Genomic DNA, 18,856 nt, shown 5'->3' on the forward strand with positions numbered 1-18,856 from the left:
CCTACTCGACGGTGACGGACTTGGCCAGGTTGCGCGGCTGGTCCACGTCCAGGCCCTTGGCCGCTGACAGCTCCATGGCGAAGATCTGCAGCGGGACCACCGACAGCAGCGGCTCGAACAGCGGCGCGGCGAGCGGGATGCGGATGACCTCGTCCGCGAACGGCAGCACCGCCGCGTCCCCGGCCTCGGCGATCGCGATCACGCGGGCGCCGCGGGCGCGGATCTCCTGGATGTTGGAGACGACCTTCTTGTGCAGCTCGTCCGACCAGCGCGGGCTCGGCACCACGACGAACACGGGCTGGCCCGGCTCGATCAGCGCGATCGGGCCGTGCTTGAGCTCGCCGGCGGCGAACCCCTCGGCGTGGATGTACGCGAGCTCCTTGAGCTTGAGCGCACCCTCCAGCGCGATCGGGTAGCCGACATGACGGCCGAGGAACAGGACCGAGCGGGTGTCCGACATCCAGTGCGCGAGCTGGGCGATGGTCGCGTGCGCTTCGAGCACGGTGGCGATCTTCTCCGGAACGGCCTGGAGCTCGGCGACCGCGTCGCGCTGCTGGGCGGCGGACAGAGTGCCGCGCACCCGGCCGAGGTGGAGGCCGAAGAGGTAGAGCGCGGTGATCTGCGCGACGAACGCCTTGGTCGAGGCGACCGCGACCTCCGGGCCGGCGTGCGTGTACAGCGCCGCGTCGGACTCGCGCGGGATGGTCGCGCCCTGCGTGTTGCAGACCGAGATCGCCTTGGCGCCGGCCTCGCGGGCGTACTTGACCGCCATCAGCGTGTCCATCGTCTCGCCGGACTGGCTGATCGAGATGACCAGCGTGCCCGCGGTGAGGACCGGCTCGCGGTAGCGGAACTCGTGGCTGAGCTCGACCGTGACGGGGACGCGCGCCCACTTCTCGATCGCGTAGCTGCCGACCAGGCCGGCGTAGGCGGCGGTGCCGCAGGCGACGATGGTGATGCGGTCGATGCCTTCCAGGAACTCGTCGCCGATCGCGTCGAGTTCGGGGACGTGCACTGTCCCGTCGATGATGCGGCCGCGCAGCGTGTTCGCCACGGCGTCCGGCTCCTCGGCGATCTCCTTGGCCATGAACGACGACCAGCCGCCCTTCTCGGCGGCGGAGGCGTCCCAGGCGACCTCGAACGGCTCCACCGCGACCGGCGCGCCGGCGAAATCGGTGACGGTGACGGAGTCGGGGGTGATCGTGACGATCTGGTCCTGGCCGATCGCGAGCGCGCGGCGGGTGTGCTCCACGAACGCCGCGACGTCGGAGCCCAGGAAGTTCTCGCCCTCGCCGAGGCCGATCACCAGCGGGGAGTTGCGGCGGGCGCCGACGACGACGTGCGGCTGGTCCTGGTGCAGTGCGAGCAGCGTGAACGCGCCCTCCAGCCGCGAGACAACACGCTGGAACGCCTCGCTCAGGTCGCCGGTGGCGCGGTACTCGCGGCCGAGCAGCACCGCCGCGACCTCGGTGTCGGTCTCGGACTCGAACGCGAAGCCGTCGGCGAGCAGCTCGTCCTTGAGGCTCGCGAAGTTCTCGATGATGCCGTTGTGGATGACGGCGAGCCGGCCGTCGTCGCCCAGATGCGGGTGAGCGTTGCGGTCGGTCGGGCCGCCGTGCGTCGCCCATCGGGTGTGGCCGATGCCGGTGCCGCCGTTGGGGATCGGGTTGGCCTTGAGGTCGTCGGCGAGCACGGCCAGCTTGCCGGCCTTCTTGGCCGTCCCGAGGTGGCCGTCGGGGTCGATGACCGCGACGCCGGCCGAGTCGTAGCCGCGATACTCGAGGCGCTTCAGACCGCCGAGCAGCACCTCCAGGCTCTTATCGGTACCGACATACCCAACGATTCCACACATGCACCCGAGTCTATCGTGGGCGCACCTTAGACTTTTCTCCTATGGCTGAGAACGGCGCCGCTCGCGGCGGATCCACGGCGAACGGCGAATCCAGCACCCCCTTCGTGGAGCTGAGCCGTTCCGACTGGGCCGAGCTGGCGCAGAACACCCGGCTGCCGCTCAACGCGACCGAGATCGTGCAGCTGCGCGGCCTCGGCGACCCGCTGGACCTGCGGGAGGTCGAGGAGGTCTACCTGCCGCTCAGCCGCCTGCTCAACCTGCACGTCGGCGGAACCAAGCAGCTGCACCGCGTCACGAGCGACTTCCTCGGCGAGCGCGCCCAGCCGACGCCGTTCGTGATCGGCGTCGCGGGCTCCGTGGCCGTCGGCAAGTCGAGCATCGCGCGCCTCCTGCGCGAGCTGCTCTCCCGCTGGGACGACACCCCGCGCGTCGAGCTGGTGACGACGGACGGCTTCCTCCTCCCCAACGCCGAGCTGGAGCGGCGCGGCCTGATGGAGCGAAAAGGCTTCCCCGAGTCGTACGACCGCCGCGCGCTGCTGCGGTTCGTCACCGCGGTCAAGAGCAGGGCGCCCGAGGTGCGCGCCCCCTTCTACTCACACCTGAGCTACGACATCGTGCCGGACGCGGAGATCGTGGTCCGCCGGCCGGATGTCCTGATCGTGGAGGGCCTCAACGTCCTGCAGCCCGCGGGAGGCGGCAACCGGCTCGCGGTGAGCGACCTCTTCGACTTCAGCGTATACGTGGACGCCAGGACGCGCGACATCGCGCACTGGTACGAGGAGCGCTTCCTCAAGCTGCAGCGCGGCGCGTTCGCGAACCCGAAGTCGTACTTCCACCGCTACTCCCAGCTCACCGAGGAGGAGGCCAGGGCCCGGGCGGCGTCGATCTGGACGGCGATCAACGAGCCCAACCTCATCCAGAACATCCGGCCGACCCGCTCGCGCGCCAAGCTCGTCCTGCGCAAGGAGGCCGATCACACGGTGAGCTCGGTGCTGCTCCGCAAGCTCTGATCCCGGGCGGATCGCGCGCGCCGCTGCGGCGCGGAGCGAACGCACCTCGCGCCCAGATGGCACGTGCTCTAAGACTCTGGATCACTCCTTCCAGATCCCGTAGGCATGACGCATGGCTACACCACGATCGCGCGCCGCCCAGCTCTTCGGCCAGCGGGTGCGCACCGCGCGGATGGCCCTGGGCGTCAGCCAGGTGGACATCGCCCAGCTCGCGGACATGCACGTGACCAACTACGGACGTGTCGAACGAGGCGAGGCCAACTCGGAGTTGCACACGATCGTCCGGCTCGCGACCGCGCTCGAGCTGGACCCCGGTGATCTCGTGACGGGACTGTACGGCGACGACATGCTCCCCGCTCGGGAGCACGCCTACTCCGTCGCCGACTTCATCGCGGCGAAACGCCGCCGGGACATCGCGTGAGTGAGCTTAAATGCATGTTGAATATGTACATACAGTGTTCGTCCTCTGGGAAACATCCCTATGGCATACGAGGGTAGACGCATGTCGTCCCCACGCTTCGAGGCAGCCCGCATCTTGGGCTCCCGCCTCCGGGAACGGCGCATCGAGCTCGGCCTCTCGCAGTACGAAGTCGCCAACCTCAGCCAGGTCGACGTCGCCAACTACGGCAAGGTGGAGCGCGGCGTCGGCAACCCGACGCTCATGACGATGCTGCAGCTCGCTGTCACCCTCGAGACGGAACCCGGCGCTCTGCTCGACGGCCTCGCCGATGCGACGCTCCTGCCGGAACGCACGCGGCCCTTCTCGGTCTCCGACTTCGTGCGCGAGCAGAACGCGCGGCTCGACCGGGAATCCGCCAAGGACTGATCGGTTCCGATGACGACGCAGAGCTCGGGAGCCGCGCGGATCGTCGGCGCCCGCCTGCGCGAGCGGCGGACGGCACTCGGCCTCTCACAGCACACGGTCGCGCTCGACAGCGGCGTGGACGTCGCCAACTACGGCAACCTCGAACGCGGGACCGGAAACCCGACGCTGCTGACGCTGCTCCGGCTCGCGGTCAGACTCGATGTCGACCCGGCCGAACTGCTGGACGGGCTCACCGACCGCGGCCTGCTGCCGCCGGAGGCACGGCCGTACACCGCAACGGAGTTCCGGCGCGAGGCTCAGCGCCATGCCGGTCACGAGCAGCGCAACCCGCCGGGCTCGGAGAGACCGGGCTCGGCCTAGACGCCCAGTCGCTCCCGAACGACGTCCGCCAGCTCGTTCGCGAGCCGCTCGGCCGTGTGCTGGTCGGCGGCCTCCACCATGACGCGCACCAGCGGCTCGGTGCCGGACGGGCGCAGCAGCACCCGGCCGGTGTCGCCCAGTGCCGCCTCGGCGGTCTGAACGGCGAGCTTCAGCGGCTCGTCGGTGTGGACAGCGTGGTGGTCCACGCCCTTCACGTTGACCATCACCTGCGGGTACACGGTCATGACCTTGGCCAGCTCGGACAGCGGCTTGCGCTGACGCGCCATCTCGCTGAGGAGGTGGAGGCCGGTCAGGATGCCGTCGCCGGTGGTCGCGAACTCGCGCATGATGACGTGGCCCGACTGCTCGCCGCCGAGGGCGTAGTCGTTCTGGTTCATCTCCTCCAGCACGTAGCGGTCGCCGACGGCGGTCTCCACGATCCGGATGCCGTGCTCGCGCATCGCGATCTTGAGGCCGAGGTTGCTCATCACGGTCGCGACGAGGGTGTCGTCGGTGAGCTTGCCGCGCTCCTTCATGCCGACCGCGAGGATCGCCATGATCTGGTCGCCGTCGACGACGTTGCCGTCTGCGTCGATCGCGAGGCAGCGGTCGGCGTCGCCGTCGTGGGCGATGCCGACGTCCGCGCCGGCCGCGAGGACGGCCTTCGCCAGGTTGTCGAGGTGCGTCGAGCCGACGCCGTCGTTGATGTTCATGCCGTCGGGCGAGTCGCCGATGACGGTCACGCGGGCGCCCGCGTCGGTGAACACCTCGGGCGAGATGCCGGCGGCCGCGCCGTGAGCGCAGTCGAGCACGACGTGGATGCCGTCGAGCCGGTGCGGGAGGCTCGCCAGCAGGTGCACGACGTAGCGGTCCTCCGCGTCCGCGAAGCGGCGGATGCGGCCGACCTCGGCGCCGGTCGGAGTCAGCTTCTCCATATCGAGGTGCTGCTCGATGCGGTCCTCGACGATGTCGGGGAGCTTGGTGCCGCCGCGGGCGAAGATCTTGATCCCGTTGTCGGGAGCGGGGTTGTGCGAGGCCGAGACCATCACGCCGAAGTCGGCGTCGAAGTCGGCGATGAGGAAGGCCGCGGCCGGCGTCGGGATGACACCGGCGTCGTAGACGTCGATGCCCGAGCTGGCCAGCCCGGCGGCGACGGCGGCCGAGAGGAACTCGCCGGAGACCCGGGGGTCCCTGGCGACGATGGCACGCGGGCGCTTGCCGGCAGCGCGCCGCGCCTCGGCGCTGCGGCCTCGCGTCAGGACAGCAGCAGCTGCCTGCGCGAGGCCGAGCGCCAAGTCGGCGGTGAGAGGACCGTTCGCGAGTCCGCGGACTCCGTCGGTTCCGAAAAGGCGGGGCATGGACCGAAGCCTAGACGCTGGGATGCGTCAACGCTTGGAGAACTGCGACGCCTTGCGGGCCTTCTTGAGACCGGCCTTCTTGCGCTCGGTGACGCGCGCGTCACGGGTGAGGAAGCCGGCCTTCTTGAGGGTCGGACGGTTGTTCTCGCGGTCGATCTCGTTCAGCGCGCGGGCGATGGCGAGGCGCAGGGCGCCGGCCTGACCCGACGGGCCGCCGCCGGTGATACGGGCGACGACGTCGTACGAGCCGATGAGGTCGAGCACCTTGAACGGGTCGGTGATGAGCTGCTGGTGCAGCTTGTTCGGGAAGTAGTCCGCGAATTCACGCCCGTTGACCGTGATGGTGCCGGAGCCGGGGACCAGGCGCGCACGCGCGATGGCCTCCTTGCGGCGGCCGACGGCTGCGCCGGGCACGGAGAGGACGGGACGCGGGGCGGCCGGGGCCGCGCTCTCGGGGGTCTCGGTCGAGTAGGACTCGACGTTCTCGGCAACCTGGGCCGAGTCGATGCTGTCTGCGATCTTCGCCACGATGGTGATAATCCTTTGTCTTTAAGTCAGTCGTGAAGGTCTGGATCGCTTACTGGGCGACCTGGCCGAGCGTGTACTGCTTCGGCTGCTGGGCGGCGTGCGGGTGCTCGCTTCCGGTGTAGACCTTCAGCTTGCGGAGCTGGGCGCGGCCCAGGGAGGTCTTCGGCAGCATGCCGCGGACGGCCTTCTCGACGGCGCGGACCGGGTTCTTCTCGAGGAGCTCCGAGTAGGTGGTGGCCTTGAGGCCGCCCGGGTAGCCCGAGTGGCGGTAGGCCTTCTTCTGAGCCGCCTTCTGGCCGGTGAGGGCCACCTTGTCGGCGTTCACGATGATGACGAAGTCGCCCATGTCCATGTGGGGGGCGAAGGTCGCCTTGTGCTTGCCGCGCAGGAGGGCGGCGGTGTGGCTGGCGAGACGGCCGAGCACGACATCGGTCGCGTCGATGACGACCCAGTCGCGCTGGATCTCGTCTGCCTTCGGGGAGTAAGTGCGCGTCACAGTAGTGGCTGCTTTCTGTATCGAACGGAGGAGTTCGTGAATCCCGCTCCGATGGGGGTTCTCGTCTCGATGAGGCGGGAACCGGGGCCGGTGGAGGGCTCACGTTCGTGTGTCGCGCCGCAGTGAGGCGCGGACACCAAGGGTCAATACTACGCGACACGCCCGGAGGGGGTCAAACCGGGACGGTATCCCGCCACCGCGGTGGTCAGAGCGACCGCAGCCCGCGCGTCTGCTCTGCGCGCAGGGCGAGCTCCGCGTCATCCGGGTAGCCCACCTCCATCAGCGTCAGCCCGCGCGCCGGCATCACCTTGAACGCGCTCGTGCGGACGCGCTCGTCCCGGAGTTCGACCAGATCGCCCGGCGTCAGTGACCCCTCGCCGACCTCCACGCACGCGCCCACGAGCGCGCGGACCATGCTGTGGCAGAACGCGTCGGCCACGACCTCCCCCAGCAGCACGCCGTCGTCGTCGCGCCGCCAGGAGAAATCGAGGAGGGTGCGGATCGTGGTCGCGCCCTCCCGGGCCTTGCAGTAGCTGGCGAAGTCATGGAGGCCGAGGAGGCCGTGCGAGGCCATGTCCATCGCGTCGGCGTCGAGGTCCGCCGAGACCCAGGCCGTCCGGTGCCGCTGGAGCGGGTCGCGCAGCGCCAGGCGGTCGGCGACCCGGTACTCGTACCGCCTCCAGACCGCGGAGAAGCGCGCGTCGAAACCGAGCGGCGCCTCGCTCGCGCGCAGCACGACCACGTCGGCGACCGGACCCAGGATGCCGTTGAGCCGGCGGCCCAGCGCCTCGGCGGGCGCGAGGGGAGGCCGCTTGCCGTGCGGTCTGCGCAACACCGCGACCTGCTCGGGCGAAAGGTCCACGTGGGCGACCTGCCCGCGCGCGTGCACGCCGGCGTCGGTGCGGCCCGCCACGGTCAGCAGCGGGGCCTCGCCCGCTCGCCGGAAGATCGTGGCGAGCGCGGCCTCCAGCTCCCCTGCACGGTGCGCAGCGCGGGCTGGCGGCCCCAGCCGTTGAAGTCGGTGCCCTGGTAGGCGATGTCGAGCCGGAATCGGGTCGCCTCGTCGGTCATCCCTCGATTCTAGGGAAGCTGCTCAGTACTCCCGGACCAGCGCGGTCTCGCCGAACGTGGTGACGAACCCCATCCCCGTGTAGAGGCTGTCGGCGCCGGTCGGGCTGGCGGCGTCCACATCGAGCACCGCCTTCTGCCAGCCGCGGCGCGCGCTCTCGGCAAGAACCGCTCCGAGAAGCGCGGGCGCGATGCGACGGCCTCGATGAGCCCGGGTGACCGCGACCGTCGAGATGTAGGTGCCGGAGAAGCCCTGCCCCGGCCAGTCGTCCTCGTTCACGTCGCAGAGGATCACACCGGCCACCTCGTCCCCGGCCAGCGCCACGAACGACACGTCCGGGGCGAACGTCCCGCCGATCAGCGACTCCCACTGCTCGTCGCTGAGCGGCTGGCTGCCCCAGTGATCGAGGAAGGCCTCGTCGCGCGCCGCGTGGACGGCGTCGGCGAGGTCGCTCGTGTACGGCACGATCCGCACATCCTCCGTCGGGGTCACGTCCGGGATCGGCTCGGCCAGGTCCCGTTCCATCGTGTGGAACCAGCGCACCGCGGTGAACCCGGCAGCCGCCAGCAGCCGCTCGCGATCGGGTGCGCGCCGGTCGGCGTAGCCCACCAGCCAGCCCGGCAGCGCCGCCTCGATCGTCGCCAGCTTCTGCTCCCCGCGCGCCCGCTGCCAGGCGATCAGCTCGCGCCCGATGCCCTTTCCGCGATGCTCGGGATGCACGGCGCCGTTCATGAACTCGCGCACCAGGGAGACCTGTCGCGGCGGCTCCAGCACCGACCCGACCGCCAGCACCGCGCCGTCGTGGCCCTGCGCGAGGAGGGTGTCCCGCTCCCGGTCGAGGAAGCTGAAGGCCAGCTCGTCCGCCAGCTCCTCCCGGGTGGTGAGGTAGTTCGGGTGGTCGACCGCGTCGCTCGCCCGCAGCACGGCGAGCACGGCGTCGGTGTCGGCCTCCGCGATCGGCCGCCACTCGGCGACCAGCGGATGCCGCGGCCGGTACGTCGGCGGCGCCGCAACACGCTCGCTCAGCGGTGGAAGGTGCGCTCCGATGATCTCAGGCCCCGGCATCCGGCCAGCCTAGCGGCGCCGGCCCAGCTCCGCTGTGGGCGTCCGGGCGGTCTCCCGCGCCGTCAGCGCCGCGAGCGTCACCACAACGGCGATCACCGCGGTGAACACGGAGATGACGATCCAGCCGTCCGGCCCGGTGCCGCCCATCGCCGTGACGATGCTCGGCGCGAAGCCGGCCATCAGGAAGCCGAGCTGCGTCCCGATCGCGACGCCGGAGAAACGCACCTCGCGCGGGAACATCTCGTTGTAGAACGACGGCCAGACCGCGTTCGCCGCCGCGTACCCGCAGGAGAACACCGCCACCGCCAGGAGGAAGGCGACCCAGACCTCCGAGCCGGACATCGAGCGCAGGTAGAACGGCATCAGCACGGCGCTCGCGAGCGCCCCGTAGATGAACACGGGCTTGCGGCCGATCCGGTCGGCGAGCATCCCGAACAGGGGCTGCGTGACGAGAGCCACGATGTTCGCCACGACGACCAGCCAGAGCGTCACCGACGCGTCCAGGCCGGCATCCGTCCCGTAGGCGATGGCCAGGTTGCCGAACACCGTGGACACCGCCGCGATCATCGCGAGGAACACCACGCGCAGCACGTCACGCCAGTGCGAGCGGAGCAGCCCGACCAGCGGCAGCTTCTCGATCTCGCCGCCCTCGGCGGCGCTGACGAACTCCGGCGACTCCGGCAGCGACCGGCGCACGACGAACGCGACCACGACCACGACGGCCGACAGCCAGAACGGGATGCGCCAGCCCACGGAGTACAGAACGTCCTCCGGCAGCGCCATGATCGGGATGAACGCGATGGCGGCGAGCACCTGGCCGCCCTGCGTGCCGGTCAGCGTCCACGAGGTGAAGAAGGCGCGCCGGCGGTCCGGCGCGTGCTCCAGCGTCATGGAGCTCGCCCCGGCCTGCTCCCCCGCGGCCGACAGCCCTTGGAGCAGCCGGCAGAGCACCAGCAGCCCTGGAGCCAGCCAGCCGACGGTCTCGAAGGTCGGCAGGCAGCCGATCGCGAACGTGGAGAACCCCATCAGCGCGAGCGTGAAGACCAGCACCTTCCTGCGGCCGATCCGGTCGCCGAAGTGGCCGAGGACCACCGCGCCCACCGGACGCGCCACGTAGGCGAAGCCGAACGTCGCGAACGACATCACGCGCGCGGTGGTGTCGGCGTCGGGGAAGAAGATGTGCGGGAAGATCAGGGCGGCGGCCGACCCGAAGATGAAGAAGTCGTAATACTCGACGGCCGAGCCGAGGAATCCGGCGAAGGCCGCGCGCACCGGTGTCCGGGTACGCGTGGGGGCAGGGGCGAGGGCGGTCATCGTCGACACTCGTTTCTTTTGTAGCTGTTTCGATCCGCCGGGCGTGCCCGGCAGGGATCAACGGTCCGCGGTGAGGAGCGCGACGATCATGTCGCCGAGCATCCGCCGGTAGTGCCCGGCGCGCGACTGGTTCAGCAGATCGCGGCCGAAGAGGTACCCGAACGTGTGGCGGTTGGCCACCGGGAACACGCAGAAGGAGCTGATCGCCATGTGCACGTCGGTGGCGTCCAGGTCGTCGCGGAACACGCCCGCGGCCCGTCCGCGCCGCAGCACCTCGTCGATCAGCTCCAGTGCCGGGAGCGCCAGGCTCTCCGGCTCGCCCACCTCACGCAGGAACGCGGCGCGGTGGATGTTCTCGATCGCCACGAGCCGCACGAAGTCCTGGCGGCTGGTGTGGTGGTCGAAAGTGCGTTCGGCGATGGCGCGGATGGCCTCCACCGGCGCGAGACCGGAGACGTCGAGCTGCTGCTCGTAGCCGCGCATCTCGGCGTAGGCGGCCTCCAGCACGCTCACGTAGAGCTGCTCCTTGCCGCCGAAGTAGTAGTAGATCATCCGCTTCGTCGTGGACATCCGGCGGGCGATCTCGTCCACGCGGGCGCCGGAGTAGCCGCGGTCCGCGAACTCCTGCGTCGCGACGGCGAGGATCTCGGCGCGCGTGCGCTCCGCGTCGCGGATCCGCTCGTGATCCAGCCGGGCCATCCCGCCTCCTCGCTAATGAACTATCTGGTACGTTAAGAAACCTCGTGGCGCTTTGTCAAGCGGCGCGGCACCGCACGATGGTCGAGGAGGACGCATGAGCGTGGTCGGAGAGTCGTACCTGGTCGGGCTCCTGGGCGAGGGCGTGCTGCCCTCCCTGACACCTCCGCTGCACGAGCGGGAGGCCGACGAACAGGGGCTGCGCTACCTCTACCGGCCCCTCGACCTGCTGTCGTTCGATGGCGGCGGCGACCTCGACGCGACGATCGGCCGGGTCCTGGACGCCGCCGCCCTGCTCGGTTTCGACGCCCTCAACATCACCCACCCCTGCAAGCAGCGCGTCCTCGCCCACCTCGACGAGGTGACCGAATCCGCGGCGGCGATCGGCTCGGTCAACACCGTGCTGCTCGCGGCCGGGCGGCGCGTCGGCCACAACACCGACGTGACCGGTTTCGCGTCCGCGCTCGGCCACGGCCTCCCCGGCGCCGACCTCGGGCACGTCGTCGTCATCGGCGGGGGCGGGGCGGGGGCGGCCGTCTGCGCCGCGCTGCTGGAGGCCGGCGCCTCCCGGCTCACGGTGGCCGACCTCGACGTAGAGCGCGCCGCCGCGCTGGCCGCCTCCCTCGGGCGGCGGTTCCCGGCCGCGTCGGTCTCGGGCGTCTCCTCCGATGCACTGCCCGCGCTGCTCGGCGAGCCGGCGAGTGCCGTCACCGGACTGGTCAACGCCAGCTTCGTCGGCATGCACACCCATCCCGGCATCCCGCTCGACGCCGGGCTGCTGCGGCAGGGCCTCTGGGTGGCGGACGTCGTCTACCGGCCCGTCGACACCGAGCTCCTCCGCGCGGCACGGGAGGCCGGATGCCGCACGCTCGACGGCGGCGGGATGGCCGTCGGTCAGGCGGCGGACGCGTTCCGGCTCATCACCGGCGCCGAGCCCGACCGCGAGCGGATGCGCGCCCACTTCGCCGCGATGATCCGGGAGGGCCGCTGATGCGCACCTCCATCGCGACGGTCTGCCTGTCCGGGACGCTCGTCGACAAGCTGCACGCCATCGCCGACGCCGGGTTCGACGCCGTCGAGGTCTTCGAGCCCGACCTGATCGCCGCCCCGCAGTCGCCGGAGGAGGTGCGCGCGCTCTGCGACCGGCTCGGCCTGCGGATCGCGCTCTACCAGCCGTTCCGCGACGCGGAGGGCGTGACCGAGCCGGAGTTCGCGCAGGTGCTGCGCCGGGCCGAGGCCAAGTTCATGCTCATGGACCGGCTCGGCGTCGACACGGTGCTGGTGTGCAGCAACGTCGCCACGGCCTCGATCGACGACGACGCGGTCTCCGCAGCGCAGCTCGGCCGCCTCGCCGACCGCGCCGACGCGCACGGCAAGCGCCTCGCGTTCGAGGCCCTGGCCTGGGGGCGGTACATCGACGACTACCGGCGGGCCTGGCGCATCGTGGAGCGCGCCGACCATCCCGCACTCGGGGTGTGCCTGGACAGCTTCCACATCCTCTCCCGCGGCCACGACCCTGCGGACATCGAGCGGATCCCGAGCGAGAAGATCTTCTTCGTCCAGCTCGCCGACGCCCCGCTGCTGTCGATGGACGTGCTCTCCTGGAGCAGGCATCATCGCCTGTTCCCGGGCGAGGGCGGCTTCGACCTCCCGGCCTTCGTCGACCACACCCTGCGTGCCGGTTACACCGGTCCGCTGTCGCTGGAGGTCTTCAACGACGTCTTCCGGCAGACCGATCCGGCGCGGACCGCACGGCACGCCCGCCGATCGCTGACCGTCCTGGAGGACGCACTCCGGAGCGGCGCGGGCCGCCCCGCGGCGGAGCCCCGCGAGCTCGACCAGGTGGAGCTCAAGGCGCAGGACACGGACGCCATCGCTGCCGTGCTGGAGCGGATCGGCTTCGCGCCGCGTGGCCGCCACGTCACGAAACCGGCGTGGCTCTACGCCGCCGGCGAGGCCCGGATCGTCCTCAACGAGCACAACGCCGCGGGCAGAAGCCCGCACGTCGCCGGCTTCGGCATCCGCACCGACCGACCGGAGGAGGCCGCCGCCCGGGCGGAGCGCCTCGGGGCGCAGCGCGCGCACCGCCGTGTGCTCACCGGCGAGGCCGACCTCCCGGCGGTGCTCGCGCCCGACGGCACCGAGATCCTGATCAGCGGCCAGGAGAGCAGCCCGGCCTGGCCGAGCGAGTTCGCCGGCGGACGCGGCACGCCCGATCCTGCGATCCGCGGCATCGACCACGTCAACCTCACCGAGGCCGCCGCCGACATCGAGGAGGCCGTGCTGTTCTACGGGACGGCGCTCGGCCTGGAGCGCGAGTCCTCGGCCGAGCTCGCCGGCCCTGCTGGCCTGGTCCGCAGCCAGGTGCTCCGCTCGGGCGACGGAGCGGTGCGCCTGGCGCTGAACGTCGTCCCGCCTTTCGCCGAGCGCACGACGACAGCAGCGCAGCGGCACGCGCAGCACGTCGCGATCGCCTGCGACGACCTCCACGCACTGGTCGGCCGCGCGCGAGCGCGGGGCCTGCGCACGGTCCCGGTCTCGGCGAACTACTACGACGACCTCGCCGCCCGCTTCGAGCTGCCACCGGGCGAGCTGGATCGGCTCCGGGGCGCCGGGCTGCTCTACGACCGCGACGCGTCAGGCGAGTACCTGCACTGCTACACCGAGACGGTGGGCTCCGTGTTCTTCGAGCTGGTGGAGCGACGGGGCGGCTACGACGGCTTCGGCGCCGCCAACACGCCGGTGCGGCTCACCGCGCAGCACCTCGCGCACTGACGCCGCTAGACCCCGACGCGCTCGATGTCCGGCTCGCCGGCCGAGGTCACGCGCGACCGCGCGCCACCGGCCAGCAGGGCCGCCACCGCGACCGTGACCAGCGCCCAGCCGATCAGACCGATCGCGGCGGGGAGGTAGCCGCCGAGGAGGACGACGCCGACGCCCACCATCGCGACCGCGGCCCAGAAAGCTGAGAGCACGAGCGGGAGGGGCCGCTTCGAGGCGGAGGGCCAAAGCTTCTCCAGCCGCGGCACGAGCAGGCAGGCGACGGCCACGAAGGCGGCGATCGCGAGGATCCACACCGGCCGCGTGGCCCACCAGGACGGCGAGAGCACGGGCGGGAAGGGCAGCCCCAGTGCGAGTTGGATGCCGACCACGGCAGCCATCGCCACCGTGTGCCACACGTAGATCACCATCCCGAACACCCCGAGCACGAAGACGACCCTCACCACGAGAGGAACGGCCATCGCGCGCCGGATCGACGGCTGCAGCAGCGCGAACAACGACACCTGGCCCAGCGACAGCAGCAGGATGCACAGCGTCGGCGGATTGAGATTGGTGAGCATGTCGAACGAGTAGCCGGCGAAACCGACGAGCATCCCCATCGCGGCGTAGGACGCTGCCGCGAACCCGACCAGCAGCCACCGGGTCGCGCGCTCGAACCACCCGTCCCGGAGGAGGAATCCGAGCTGCTGGGCGAACAGCCAGACGAATCCCCAGTTGAGGGCGGCAACCGGCAGCCCTCCAGCGCGGCTCAGCAGGTCGATGACCGCGGCGCCGGCAGCCAGCGCCGTGAGGGTTCGCAGCGGTGCGCGGTCGTGGAGCGCGGCCATCGACGGCACGACGGCACTCACCCCGATGTAGACCGCGATGAACCAGAGCGGCTCCGCAAGCCGGTGCGCGAGCTGCTCGAGGAAGGTCCCGTCCACGCCGCCCACCGCCATGATCGCCAGCACCGCGCCGACGCCAGGCATGACCAGCACGACGGGTTGAGCCAGCCGGAGGGTGCGTGATCGGACATACGTCGATGCGGTGGCGCCCTCACCGCGCATTCGTCGCCACTGCCCGAGCGCGGCGAAGCCGCCACAGAAGAAGAACACCGGCATGATCATCAGCGGCCAGGTCGCCCAGGCGAGCGGGCGGAAGTCGGCGAGGGCGTTGAAGGCGCTGACCGGCTCCCCGCCGACACCCAGTTGCAACGCGTGCAGGAGAACCACCACCGGCAGGCACAGCGCCCGTGCGAAGTCCACCGACAGATCCCGTCCAGCCGGAACGCGCAGCGTCACGGAGTCCCCTTTGATCTCAGTACGGAATTCCAGATTTTACCGGGAGATCGTCCTCACCGCAACGGCGTGAAACGCGAAACGCCCCGCATCCGAACGGATGCGGGGCGTTTCGACAGGATGCGGAAGGTCAGGCCTTCTCGGCCTCCGCCTCGGCGGTGGTCTCCTCGGCGGCCTCGGCGTCGCCGGTGGCCTCCTCGACGACCTCGGCCTCAGCGGCGGCGGTCTCCTCGGACGTGGTGTCCTCGGTGGTCTCCTCGGCGGCCGGCTCCTCGACCGGAGCGGCCTTCGGGGCGGCGGTCTTCTTGGTCGACTTCACCTTCGGTGCGACAGGCTCGAGCACGAGCTCGATCTGCGCCATCGGCGCGTTGTCGCCCTTGCGGTAGCCGAGCTTGGTGATGCGGGTGTAGCCGCCCTCACGCTCAGCGACCAGCGGCGCGATCTCGGTGAAGAGCTCGTGGACGACGGACTTGTCGCCGATGACCGCGAGAACGCGACGGCGCGCGTGCAGGTCGCCGCGCTTCGCGAACGTGATCAGACGCTCGGCGTAGGGACGCAGGCGCTTGGCCTTGGTCTCGGTCGTCTTGATGCTCTTGTGCGTGAACAGCGCAGCGGCCAGGTTGGCGAGCATGAGGCGCTCGTGCGCGGGGCCGCCTCCGAGGCGGGGGCCCTTGGTGGGCTTAGGCATGATCGGTTATCTCCAGTAGTGAAAAGTCGAAGGCTTCGCTGACGCGGCCTCAGATGGTGGTGGACTCGTCCTCGTCGTACCCGCTGTAGAAGTGGGCGCCGTCGAACCCGGGGACCGAGTCCTTCAGCGACAGGCCCATCTCCGTCAGCTTGTCCTTGACCTCATCCACCGACTTCTGACCGAAGTTGCGGATGTTCATGAGCTGCGTCTCCGACAGCGAGACGAGCTCGCTGACGGTGTTGATGCCCTCGCGCTTGAGGCAGTTGTAGGAGCGGACCGACAGGTCCAGGTCCTCGATCGGCATCGACAGCTCGGAGCTGAGCACCTGGTCGACCGGCGCGGGGCCGATCTCGATGCCCTCGGCCGCGCTGTTGAGCTCGCGGGCCAGACCGAACAGCTCGGTCAGCGTGCGGCCGGCGGACGCGATGGCGTCGCGCGGGCTGATCGCGGGCTTGGTCTCGACGTCGACCACGAGGCGGTCGAAGTCGGTGCGCTCACCGGCACGGGTGGCCTCGACGCGGTAGGTGACCTTGAGGACCGGGGAGTAGATCGAGTCGATCGGGATCTGGCCCGCCTCGGAGTACTCGTTGCGGTTCTGCTGAGCCGAGACGTAGCCGCGCCCGCGCTCGATGGTGAGCTCGACCTCGAACTTCGCCTTGTCGTTCAGGGTGGCGATGACCAGCTCGGGGTTGTGGATCTCCACGCCCGCCGGAGCCGAGATGTCGGCCGCGGTGACCTGGCCGGAGCCGGTCTTGCGGAGGTAGGCGGTGATCGGCTCGTCGTGCTCGCTGGAGACGACCAGGCCCTTGATGTTCAGGATGATCTCGGTGACATCCTCCTTCACACCCGGGACGGTGCTGAACTCGTGCAGCACGCCGTCGATGCGGATGCTGGTGACGGCGGCGCCCGGGATGGAGGAGAGCAGGGTGCGGCGGAGCGAGTTGCCGAGGGTGTAGCCGAAGCCCGGCTCGAGCGGCTCGATGACGAACCGCGAGCGGAACTCGGAGATGTTCTCTTCGGTGAGCGTAGGACGCTGTGCAATGAGCACTATTGATTCCTTTCGGCTGAGTGTCCGCTATATGACACTCGCGTGAGTGAGGTGGGGTTCGTCACGCCGTCAGGCGGCGGTCCTGGAGGACCGCCGCCTGGGCGGACGTGGAAGAGAACTAGACGCGGCGACGCTTCGGCGGGCGGCAGCCGTTGTGCGCCTGCGGGGTGACGTCGTTGATCGAGCCCACCTCGAGGCCGGCGGCCTGGAGCGAGCGGATCGCGGTCTCGCGGCCCGAGCCCGGGCCCTTGACGAAGACGTCGACCTTCTTCATCCCGTGCTCCTGCGCCTGGCGGGCGGCCGACTCGGCTGCCAGCTGTGCGGCGAACGGGGTGGACTTGCGCGAGCCCTTGAAGCCAACGCCACCGGAGGACGCCCACGAGATGACCGCACCGGTGGTGTCGGTGATCGAGACGATGGTGTTGTTGAAGGTGCTCTTGATGTGGGCCTGGCCCACAGCGATGTTCTTCTTTTCCTTCTTGCGCGGCTTGCGAGCGGCCGACTTGGGTGCTGCCATAATATTTCTCCTTCAGTCCTGGTGTCGGCCTAGCGAGCCTTCTTCTTACCGGCGACGGTACGCTTCGGGCCCTTGCGGGTACGCGCGTTCGTCTTGGTTCGCTGGCCGCGGACCGGGAGGCCCTTGCGGTGGCGGATGCCCTCGTAGCTGCCGATCTCGACCTTGCGGCGGATGTCGGCGGCGACCTCGCGGCGGAGGTCACCCTCGACCTTGAAGTTGCCTTCGATGTAGTCGCGCAGTGCGACGAGCTGGTCGTCGGTCAGGTCCTTGACGCGGATGTCGCCCGAGATCTCGGTCTCGCGAAGGGTCTGGAGCGCACGCGTGCGCCCGACGCCGTAGATGTAGGTGAGTGCGACCTCCACGCGCTTCTCGCGCGGGATGTCGACGCCTGCTAGACGTGCCATGTTGTGGCTTCTCCTGTGATGAGTGGAGGTCTTCAGCGGTCCCGGTGCCCCGGCCTCCTCCGAGGGTGTCCCCGCCTCCACGCTGGATGGAGGCGGGTTCTGGGATCGCTTCGTTATTCAGTTGAGTCGTGCTGGTACTGCTGCTGCGAATCAGCCCTGGCGCTGCTTGTGGCGCGGGTTCTCGCAGATGACCATGACCCGGCCGTTGCGACGGATGACCTTGCACTTGTCGCAGATCTTCTTGACGGAGGGGTTGACCTTCATTGTGCTGTTACCTTTGTTCGCTGTCCTCGTACCTCGCCAGGGGCTACCCGGTGGCGTGGCCGTTACTTACAGCAATCCCTTACTTGTAGCGGTAGACGATCCGGCCGCGGGTCAGATCGTAGGGGCTCAGCTCCACGATCACGCGGTCCTCGGGGAGGATGCGGATGTAGTGCTGACGCATCTTGCCGGAGATGTGGGCAAGAACCTTGTGACCGTTGGTGAGCTCCACGCGGAACATCGCGTTGGGGAGCGCCTCGATCACAGATCCTTCGATCTCGATGACACCGTCTTTCTTGGCCATAGCCTCACTGTCGTTACTCGTAGTGGTTTGCTGGTCGTGCGTTGACTGGCGCCGGACATGCAGAAAGCACGCCTAAGACACCAAGGATCAATCTTATGGGATACCGGCGCATTTCGCCAATTCTGGTCTATCATCGGCGCCCGCTCTGAGCGAACAGGCCCCGAACCGGCGCCTATGCGATCGGCGTCGGCGTGATCCCGAACGGCGCGAGCCCTCTGCGCCGCCGTCGGCCGCCGTCAGCACCCAGATGCCGTCGGCGTGCACCGCGACGCTGTGCTCCCAGTGCGCTGCGGCCGAACCGTCCTCCGTGGCGACCGTCCAGCCGTCGTCCTTCACGTAGGTGTCCTGGTCCCCCAGCACGACCATCGGCTCGATCGCGACGACGAGCCCCGGACGGACCTCCGGGCCCTTGGAGCGCACCCGGTAGTTGAACACCGGCGGCTCCTCGTGCATGCGGCGCCCGATCCCGTGACCGATGTAGTCGGTGAGGATGCCGTAGTCGCCTTGCGACATGATGTGGTCCTCGATCGCCTCGCCCACCTCGTTGAGGTGACGGGCGCTCGCGAGGCGGGCGATTCCGTGCCAGAGCGACTGCTCGGTGACGTCCGAGAGCTTCTGCCGCTCCGCGACCCGCTCGCGATGGGCCGGGTCGGGCAGCACGAACGTCCGCGCCGCGTCGCCGTTCCAGCCCTCCTGGATGGCCCCGCTGTCGACCGACAGGATGTCGCCCGGCAGCAGGATGCGCGAACCGGGGATGCCGTGCACGACCTCGTCGTTGACCGATGCGCAGATCGTGTGGTGGTAGCCGGCCTCCAGCTTGAAGTTGGACTTTCCGCCCGTGGCCTCGATGGCGGCCTCGGCGATCCGGTCGAGTTCGAGGGTGGAGACACCTGCGGCGACGGCTGCCGCGACGGCGTCCAGGGACGCCGCGGTCGCCCGTCCCGGCGCGACCATGAGTCGGAGCTGGGCGGGCGACTTGTAGATCGACCGCTTGAAGGCCAC

At 69.9% G+C, this 18,856-nt stretch carries 20 protein-coding genes and 2 pseudogenes; 6 read left to right on the forward strand and 16 right to left on the reverse strand.

From position 1 onward, the window contains the following. Position 1: 1 nt before the first annotated feature. Positions 2–1,852: a glutamine--fructose-6-phosphate transaminase (isomerizing) gene (gene glmS, locus ACQ86L_RS07730; protein ID WP_434318367.1), complete on the reverse strand. Its 1,851-nt coding sequence runs from the start codon at positions 1,850–1,852 to the stop codon at positions 2–4. A gap of 41 nt (positions 1,853–1,893) precedes the next feature. Between glmS and coaA the strand changes: the two genes are divergently transcribed. From coaA to ACQ86L_RS07750, 4 genes are all read left to right on the forward strand, one after another. Continuing rightward, positions 1,894–2,862 carry a type I pantothenate kinase gene (gene coaA, locus ACQ86L_RS07735; RefSeq protein ID WP_434318368.1) on the forward strand — a complete coding sequence of 323 codons (969 nt, stop codon included), beginning with the start codon at positions 1,894–1,896 and terminating at the stop codon, positions 2,860–2,862. A 112-nt stretch (positions 2,863–2,974) separates the two neighbouring features. Continuing rightward, complete coding sequence (locus tag ACQ86L_RS07740; protein ID WP_434318369.1) at positions 2,975–3,283, forward strand: helix-turn-helix domain-containing protein; 309 nt, start codon at positions 2,975–2,977, stop codon at positions 3,281–3,283. 81 nt (positions 3,284–3,364) lie between these two features. Next, the gene (locus ACQ86L_RS07745; RefSeq protein ID WP_434318370.1) at positions 3,365–3,688 is read left to right on the forward strand and encodes a helix-turn-helix domain-containing protein; all 324 of its coding nucleotides are present in this window, start codon (positions 3,365–3,367) and stop codon (positions 3,686–3,688) included. Positions 3,689–3,697: 9 nt separating this feature from the next. Beyond that, positions 3,698–4,048: a helix-turn-helix domain-containing protein gene (locus ACQ86L_RS07750; protein ID WP_434318371.1), complete on the forward strand. Its 351-nt coding sequence runs from the start codon at positions 3,698–3,700 to the stop codon at positions 4,046–4,048. On the opposite strand, the gene glmM is transcribed toward ACQ86L_RS07750, so the two are convergent. The 7 genes and pseudogenes from glmM to ACQ86L_RS07785 all read right to left on the reverse strand — a co-directional run bounded on the left by glmM (position 4,045) and on the right by ACQ86L_RS07785 (position 10,577). Next, the gene (glmM, locus tag ACQ86L_RS07755) at positions 4,045–5,406 is read right to left on the reverse strand and encodes a phosphoglucosamine mutase (protein WP_434318372.1); all 1,362 of its coding nucleotides are present in this window, start codon (positions 5,404–5,406) and stop codon (positions 4,045–4,047) included. The two genes, ACQ86L_RS07750 and glmM, sit on opposite strands and share 4 nt — an antisense overlap. Positions 5,407–5,433: 27 nt before the next feature. Continuing rightward, positions 5,434–5,934, reverse strand: coding sequence for a 30S ribosomal protein S9 (gene rpsI, locus ACQ86L_RS07760; protein WP_345834069.1), 501 nt, complete (start codon positions 5,932–5,934; stop codon positions 5,434–5,436). Positions 5,935–5,983: 49 nt separating this feature from the next. Continuing rightward, positions 5,984–6,430 (reverse strand): 50S ribosomal protein L13, encoded by a 447-nt coding sequence (gene rplM, locus ACQ86L_RS07765; protein WP_345834068.1) that lies wholly within the window; start codon positions 6,428–6,430, stop codon positions 5,984–5,986. 205 nt (positions 6,431–6,635) lie between these two features. After that, positions 6,636–7,501: pseudogene (locus tag ACQ86L_RS07770) on the reverse strand (tRNA pseudouridine synthase A). A 22-nt stretch (positions 7,502–7,523) separates the two neighbouring features. After that, positions 7,524–8,564: a GNAT family N-acetyltransferase gene (locus tag ACQ86L_RS07775; RefSeq protein ID WP_434318373.1), complete on the reverse strand. Its 1,041-nt coding sequence runs from the start codon at positions 8,562–8,564 to the stop codon at positions 7,524–7,526. A gap of 9 nt (positions 8,565–8,573) precedes the next feature. Beyond that, a complete protein-coding gene (locus tag ACQ86L_RS07780; RefSeq protein ID WP_434318374.1) occupies positions 8,574–9,878 on the reverse strand; it encodes an MFS transporter in 1,305 nt (434 codons plus the stop codon). Positions 9,879–9,935: 57 nt separating this feature from the next. Further along, entirely contained in the window at positions 9,936–10,577 is a 642-nt protein-coding gene (locus ACQ86L_RS07785; RefSeq protein WP_434318375.1) for a TetR/AcrR family transcriptional regulator, read from the reverse strand. A gap of 94 nt (positions 10,578–10,671) precedes the next feature. Here ACQ86L_RS07785 and ACQ86L_RS07790 point away from each other — a divergent pair, with 94 nt between their 5' ends. Then, positions 10,672–11,565, forward strand: coding sequence for a shikimate dehydrogenase (locus tag ACQ86L_RS07790; protein ID WP_434318376.1), 894 nt, complete (start codon positions 10,672–10,674; stop codon positions 11,563–11,565). After that, on the forward strand, positions 11,565–13,349 hold the full coding sequence (locus tag ACQ86L_RS07795; protein WP_434318377.1) for a bifunctional sugar phosphate isomerase/epimerase/4-hydroxyphenylpyruvate dioxygenase family protein: 1,785 nt from the start codon (positions 11,565–11,567) through the stop codon (positions 13,347–13,349). Before ACQ86L_RS07790 ends, ACQ86L_RS07795 begins: the two co-directional genes overlap by 1 nt. 5 nt (positions 13,350–13,354) lie before the next feature. Here ACQ86L_RS07795 and ACQ86L_RS07800 read toward each other — a convergent pair whose 3' ends face one another. From ACQ86L_RS07800 to map, 8 genes and pseudogenes are all read right to left on the reverse strand, one after another. Beyond that, on the reverse strand, positions 13,355–14,635 hold the full coding sequence (locus ACQ86L_RS07800; RefSeq protein WP_434318378.1) for an acyltransferase family protein: 1,281 nt from the start codon (positions 14,633–14,635) through the stop codon (positions 13,355–13,357). Between the two features lie 127 nt (positions 14,636–14,762). Further along, positions 14,763–15,320 carry a 50S ribosomal protein L17 gene (gene rplQ / locus ACQ86L_RS07805; RefSeq protein WP_434318379.1) on the reverse strand — a complete coding sequence of 186 codons (558 nt, stop codon included), beginning with the start codon at positions 15,318–15,320 and terminating at the stop codon, positions 14,763–14,765. Positions 15,321–15,369: 49 nt separating this feature from the next. Then, positions 15,370–16,368, reverse strand: a complete 999-nt coding sequence (locus ACQ86L_RS07810) for a DNA-directed RNA polymerase subunit alpha (protein WP_345834060.1) — start codon at positions 16,366–16,368, stop codon at positions 15,370–15,372. A gap of 118 nt (positions 16,369–16,486) precedes the next feature. Beyond that, positions 16,487–16,885, reverse strand: a complete 399-nt coding sequence (rpsK, locus tag ACQ86L_RS07815) for a 30S ribosomal protein S11 (protein ID WP_018191944.1) — start codon at positions 16,883–16,885, stop codon at positions 16,487–16,489. A gap of 29 nt (positions 16,886–16,914) precedes the next feature. Continuing rightward, positions 16,915–17,289: a 30S ribosomal protein S13 gene (gene rpsM, locus ACQ86L_RS07820; protein WP_055914002.1), complete on the reverse strand. Its 375-nt coding sequence runs from the start codon at positions 17,287–17,289 to the stop codon at positions 16,915–16,917. A 150-nt stretch (positions 17,290–17,439) separates the two neighbouring features. Further along, entirely contained in the window at positions 17,440–17,553 is a 114-nt protein-coding gene (gene rpmJ / locus ACQ86L_RS07825; RefSeq protein WP_011186712.1) for a 50S ribosomal protein L36, read from the reverse strand. A gap of 79 nt (positions 17,554–17,632) precedes the next feature. Then, a complete protein-coding gene (gene infA, locus ACQ86L_RS07830; RefSeq protein WP_011186713.1) occupies positions 17,633–17,854 on the reverse strand; it encodes a translation initiation factor IF-1 in 222 nt (73 codons plus the stop codon). A 172-nt stretch (positions 17,855–18,026) separates the two neighbouring features. After that, positions 18,027–18,856 (reverse strand): annotated as a pseudogene (gene map / locus ACQ86L_RS07835) (type I methionyl aminopeptidase).

The sequence above is a fragment of the Leifsonia sp. P73 genome (genome assembly GCF_051059105.1).
In the GTDB taxonomy this organism is placed as follows: domain Bacteria; phylum Actinomycetota; class Actinomycetes; order Actinomycetales; family Microbacteriaceae; genus Leifsonia.